The organism is Devosia sp., assembly GCF_017307565.1.
In the GTDB taxonomy this organism is placed as follows: domain Bacteria; phylum Pseudomonadota; class Alphaproteobacteria; order Rhizobiales; family Devosiaceae; genus Devosia.
Genome location: NZ_JAFKHD010000165.1, coordinates 1 through 5,266 on the forward strand (window position 1 = coordinate 1; position 5,266 = coordinate 5,266).

Here is a 5,266-nt window from a genome sequence, read left to right on the forward strand (position 1 = left end):
CCGGCAATGATCACGAGGGCCGGCAGCGCCGTCGATTCCAGCGATACGGCAAGACCCTGGATGACGTTGGTGCCGTGGCCGGTGACCGAGGCTTCGGCGATCGAATTCACCGGGCGGCGATTGGTGCCGGTATAATATTCGGTGATGACGATGATCAGGCCCGTGATGACGAGACCAACCACGCCGCACCAGAAAAGGCTCCAGGGCGTAAAGGTCTTGCCCGCCGTTTCGATCGTCAGGTTCATGTCGCCGAACAGCAGCCAGAGCACGGGCAGCAGCGCCACGAGCGAGAGCACGCCCGAAGCGATGACGCCCTTATAGAGCGCCCCCATGATGTTGTTGTCAGCGCCGAGTTTGACGAAATAGGTGCCGATGATGGAGGTGATGACACAGGCCCCGCCAATGGCGAGAGGCAGCACCATGCCCGTCAGTTTCAGCGTATCGGGCAGGATGATCGCCGCCAGCACCATGGTGGCGACAATGGTCACCACATAGGTTTCAAAAAGGTCGGCGGCCATGCCGGCGCAATCGCCGACATTGTCGCCCACATTGTCGGCGATGGTGGCCGGATTGCGCGGATCGTCTTCCGGAATGCCGGCTTCGACCTTGCCCACCATGTCGCCGCCAACGTCGGCACCCTTGGTGAAAATGCCGCCGCCGAGACGGGCGAAGATGGAAATCAGCGAAGCGCCGAAGGAAAGCGCCACGAGCGAGTCGATGACGACGCGGCTTGTCGGCGCATTGCCCATGCCGGTGAGGATGATGAAGTAGAGCGTCACCCCGAGAAGGCCGAGGCCCGCGACCAGCATGCCTGTAACCGCGCCGGACTTGAAGGCGAGATCGAGCCCTTTGGAGAGCGACGAAATGGCCGCCTGGGCCACGCGCACATTGGCGCGCACCGAAACGTTCATACCGATAAAGCCGGCTGCGCCCGAGAGCACGGCGCCGATCAGGAAGCCAACGGCCGCATGCGGTCCCAGCAGGAGCCAGGCGGCAATGAGGATGACCACGCCGACAATGGCGATGGTGGTATATTGGCGTTTGAGATAGGCCGAAGCGCCTTCGCGTACGGCGGCGGAAATTTCCTGCATACGGGCAGACCCCGCGTCGGCCTTGAGCAGGCCCTGCGTGGTAACGATGCCATAAACAACAGCCAATCCGCCGCAGGCGACGATCAGCCAAAGTGCCAGATCCATGAAAACCGTTCCTCGAATGAAAGATTCGAGGCCCGCCCCGGCCGTGGCCAGCTCTTTGTGGGTGCGAATGCCCCCTGTCCGGTCCGCAACCGCCCTCCGGCGGACCTCCTCCCGAAGAGGAGATTAACCGGTTCAGGGCGTTAAGCAATTGGAAAGTGTGACGGTTTGTCGCGCCTCGGATGGCTCAACGCAGCTGGCGGCTGATCGGCAGGTCTTTGGGCGCGGTTGCGCCCCCCTTGCCGCCGGGAATGGTCCGCGTCGGCCGGACGTCGACCTGACATTCCTGATCGGGGGCGGGACAGATGATGATGTAGCCATCGACCGAGATGACCACCGAGCCGGACGGGTCGATATGGGCATGGCAACGGGCCGGCTGGGCATTGCACGAACGCGTCGCGTCGATCCCCTTCATGGCAAAGGCGGGCGGGATGAAGGCGACAGAAAGCGCGACGAGGGCAGTGGCGGCGAGAATGGTCCTGTGCATTTTGAGAACCCCTGCGGTTCTGGTTGCGATGCACGAGACTGGTGCCAAGGGCCTGAACTGCCGCTGAATGCGCCGTTTAGCGGGCAAGCTCCGCAAGCTGGGCGAGAAGCCCTTCGGTGACCGGGGCGATGCGCAGCGTCTTCTGCCGCCCGGTTTCCCCGCTCACGAGCACAATGGACGATTTGGGAACGCCGAGGGTCTTGGCCACAAGCGCGATGACAGCGGCATTGGCCTTGCCCTTGTCGGGCACGGCGGCGACGCGCACACGCAGAACCGTGGTCGCATCGTCGCGGGTTTCAATGCCGTCCACCGCGTCGCGGCCGGCATTGGGGGTGACGCGGAGGAACAGCAGCAGTCCCTCCGGCGTGATGCGAAAGGCGCTAGATGCCGGCGCGGGCAACGGCGGGATAGATATAGTAGCCGATGATCGACTGGATGAAGAAGATGATCAGGAAGGCCACCAGCGGGGAGAGGTCGAGGCCCGAGAAATTGGGCAGCATTCGTCTGATCGGCCGCAGCACCGGCTCGGTGAGCTGATTGAGCACGCGCCAGACCGCTTCGACGAACTGGTTGCGGGTGTTGATCACATTGAACGAGATCAGCCAGCTCATGATGATCATGACGAGCAGGACCCACCAATAGAGCTGAAGCAGGATGAGAATGATGTCGAGAACGGCGCGCATGGGCGTCTCCGCGAGAAAAGGTCCGAAATATCTAGTGGGTTAGGTCATTTCCGACAAGACTAACCCCGAGCGCTTCGAGGAAAAGTGGCAACCGGGTTTCGGCCGACTAGCGCGACAGACATGGCTCCAGACAAGCCGGAGCCCCGCACCGGGCAAGCGATACGGGGCCCAAATGACTGACATCCGGTACGCAGTACAAATGATCCGGACAGGCACCTCTTTGCACGAACCGTGCCAGTTGCCCTCATGCCGGAAAACCGGGATCAAAGATTAAGCGCTTATTACCATTGATGTTTTTGCATCGCGCACGCTTCGCAAAATGCGAAGCGCGTTGCATTTTGCGAGGCAGGATCAGCCTGGCTGGCGGCTCGGCTTCCAGGTCGCGACCTTGACGAGGTAGAGCACGACGACAAGGCCGAGCACCACATAGCTCAGCGGATCGAGCACGACTTCGATGACCTCGTAATGCTCATGCAGCAGATAGCCCGAGAGCGTGAGAAAGGTGTTCCAGATCAGGGCTCCGGTGGTCGAGGCGAGGAGGAACACGGGCAGACTCATGCGCGAGAGGCCGGCGGGAATGGAAATCAGCGTGCGGATCAGCGGGATCAGGCGGCCGAAAAGCACGATCACCGGTCCATAGCGGGTGAACCATTTTACCGCGACATCGATCTCGTCGGCATTGAAAGCCATGACGCGACCGAACCGGTCGGCCAGGTAACGCACGCGATCAAGGCCGAAGAAGCGGCCGGCATAGTACCAAGGCAGCATGCCGACGACGGCACCGAACGTAGCGGTGAACAGCACGCCGAAAAGATTGAGGTCGCCATTGGCGGCCGCGAAACCGGCAAAGGGAATGATGAGTTCCGACGGGATCGGGGGAAAAATCGACTCGGCGAGCATGACGAGAAAGATTCCGACATAGCCGAGATCGGTGATGGTCTGGATGATCCAGTCGGTCATTGGCACTCCGTGCACTGTTCATAAGAGAATGCCCGGACAAGCCGGGCATTCCTGTGACATTCGCGAATGAGTTTTAAGAAAACTCTTAGGCCGACTTGGCAGCGCGGCTCATGCGCTTGCGATCGTTCGGATCGAGCCAGATCTTGCGCAGGCGGATCGATTTCGGCGTCACTTCGACATATTCGTCTTCGGCAATATAGCCGAGCGACTGTTCGAGGGTCAGCTTCTTCGGGGTCGTCAGGCGCACCGCTTCGTCCTTGGAGGTCGTGCGGATATTGGTCAGCTGCTTGCCCTTGAGCGCGTTGACTTCGAGGTCGTTCTCGCGGGAGTGCTCGCCTACGATCATGCCTTCATAGATGTCGACGCCGGCATCGATCATGATCGGGCCGCGGTCTTCGAGGTTCCAGAGCGCGAAGGCAACGGACTGGCCGGTGCCGTTCGAGATCAAGACGCCAGTGCGACGGCCCGGAAGCTCGCCCTTATACGGCACAAAGGAGTGGAACAGGCGGTTGAAGATAGCCGTGCCACGGGTGTCCGAGAGCAGTTCGGGCTGGTAGCCGATCAGCGAACGGGTCGGGACCAGCAGCTGAATACGGGTACGGCCAACGCCGGACGGACGCATGTCGGTCAGTTCGCCCTTGCGCTCGGTGAGCTTCTGGACGACGGCGCCGGTGAATTCGTCATCGACGTCGATGATGACTTCTTCGATCGGCTCGTGACGGACGCCATCGATGTCCTGCATCAGGACTTTCGGGCGACCGATGGTCAGCTCGAAGCCTTCGCGGCGCATGTTTTCGATGAGAACGGCGAGCTGAAGTTCGCCGCGGCCGGCAACGTCATAGGAGTCGTTGTCGTCGCCCGGGGTCACGCGGATCGCAACGTTACCTTCGGCTTCGCGCATCAGGCGCTCGCGGATGACGCGCGACTGCACCTTGTCGCCTTCACGACCGGCCAGCGGGCCGTCATTGATGCGGAAGGTGACCGACAGGGTCGGGGGATCAATCGGCTTGGCGGCGATCGGCTGGGTCACCGAAGTAGCGCAGATCGTATCGGCCACCGTCGAGGTGACGAGACCGGCAATAGCGACGATGTCGCCGGCTTCGCCGATATCAACCGGGGTGCGCTCAAGGCCACGGAATGCCAGAACCTTCGAGACGCGGCCCTTTTCGACTTCCTTGCCTTCACGGTTGAGCGTGTGAATGGGGTCGTTCGACTTGACACTGCCCGAAGTGATGCGGCCGGTCAGGATGCGGCCAAGGAACGGGTTGCGCTCAATGGTGGTGACCAGCATGCGGAACGCGCCTTCTTCCACCTTCGGCGCAGGCACATATTCGACAACCTTGTCGAGCAGCGGCGCGAGGCTTTCGCGCGGGCCATCCGGCTCGTGGGCCATCCAGCCACCCTTGCCCGAACCATAAAGGACCGGGAAGTCGAGCTGTTCGGGGGTCGCATCGAGCGCGATAAACAGATCGAAGATTTCTTCGAGCACTTCGAGGTGGCGCTCGTCGGACTTGTCGATCTTGTTGATGGCAACGATCGGACGCAGGCCCTGGGCCAGCGCCTTGCCAAGCACGAACTTGGTCTGCGGCATCGGGCCTTCGGCGGCGTCGACGAGGATAACCACGCCATCGACCATGGAGAGGATGCGCTCGACTTCACCGCCGAAGTCGGCGTGGCCGGGCGTGTCGACGATATTGATGCGGGTGTCCTTCCAGAGGAGGGAAGTCACCTTGGCCAGAATGGTGATACCGCGCTCGCGCTCGATATCATTGCTGTCCATGGCGCGTTCTTCAACGCGCTCGTTTTCGCGAAATGAGCCCGACTGCTTGAGCAGGACGTCGATCATGGTGGTCTTACCGTGGTCAACGTGGGCGATGATGGCAATATTGCGCAGGGACATGGGCACCGGGGTGTTGGGGCATGGTCCAGCGGCAGCAAGGAGG

The 5,266-nt window shown here is 61.5% G+C and carries 6 protein-coding genes; all 6 read right to left on the bottom strand.

All coding sequences use genetic code 11. The features are described 5' to 3' along the window. On the bottom strand, positions 1-1,196 hold a 1,196-nt coding region (locus J0I64_RS04550; protein ID WP_291406424.1), incomplete at its 3' end, for a sodium/proton-translocating pyrophosphatase. Positions 1,197-1,380: 184 nt separating this feature from the next. Then, a complete protein-coding gene (locus tag J0I64_RS04555) occupies positions 1,381-1,680 on the bottom strand; it encodes a hypothetical protein (protein ID WP_291406425.1) in 300 nt (99 codons plus the stop codon). A gap of 76 nt (positions 1,681-1,756) precedes the next feature. Continuing rightward, complete coding sequence (locus tag J0I64_RS04560; RefSeq protein ID WP_291406426.1) at positions 1,757-2,080, bottom strand: DUF167 family protein; 324 nt, start codon at positions 2,078-2,080, stop codon at positions 1,757-1,759. Beyond that, on the bottom strand, positions 2,061-2,363 hold the full coding sequence (locus tag J0I64_RS04565) for a YggT family protein (RefSeq protein ID WP_291406427.1): 303 nt from the start codon (positions 2,361-2,363) through the stop codon (positions 2,061-2,063). The genes J0I64_RS04560 and J0I64_RS04565 overlap by 20 nt, the downstream gene beginning before the upstream one ends. A 351-nt stretch (positions 2,364-2,714) precedes the next feature. Continuing rightward, positions 2,715-3,323: a DedA family protein gene (locus J0I64_RS04570; protein ID WP_291406428.1), complete on the bottom strand. Its 609-nt coding sequence runs from the start codon at positions 3,321-3,323 to the stop codon at positions 2,715-2,717. Between the two features lie 85 nt (positions 3,324-3,408). Further along, positions 3,409-5,223 (bottom strand): translational GTPase TypA, encoded by a 1,815-nt coding sequence (typA, locus tag J0I64_RS04575; RefSeq protein WP_291406429.1) that lies wholly within the window; start codon positions 5,221-5,223, stop codon positions 3,409-3,411. Positions 5,224-5,266 lie beyond the last annotated feature (43 nt).

Bases quoted from the DNA above. Each gene is read 5' to 3' on its own strand.
- J0I64_RS04565 (WP_291406427.1), bottom strand. From the start codon at position 2,363: ATGCGCGCCGTTCTCGACATCATTCTCATCCTGCTTCAGCTCTATTGG.
- typA (WP_291406429.1), bottom strand. From the start codon at position 5,223: ATGTCCCTGCGCAATATTGCCATCATCGCCCACGTTGACCACGGTAAG.
- J0I64_RS04570 (WP_291406428.1), bottom strand. From the start codon at position 3,323: ATGACCGACTGGATCATCCAGACCATCACCGATCTCGGCTATGTCGGA.
- J0I64_RS04555 (WP_291406425.1), bottom strand. From the start codon at position 1,680: ATGCACAGGACCATTCTCGCCGCCACTGCCCTCGTCGCGCTTTCTGTC.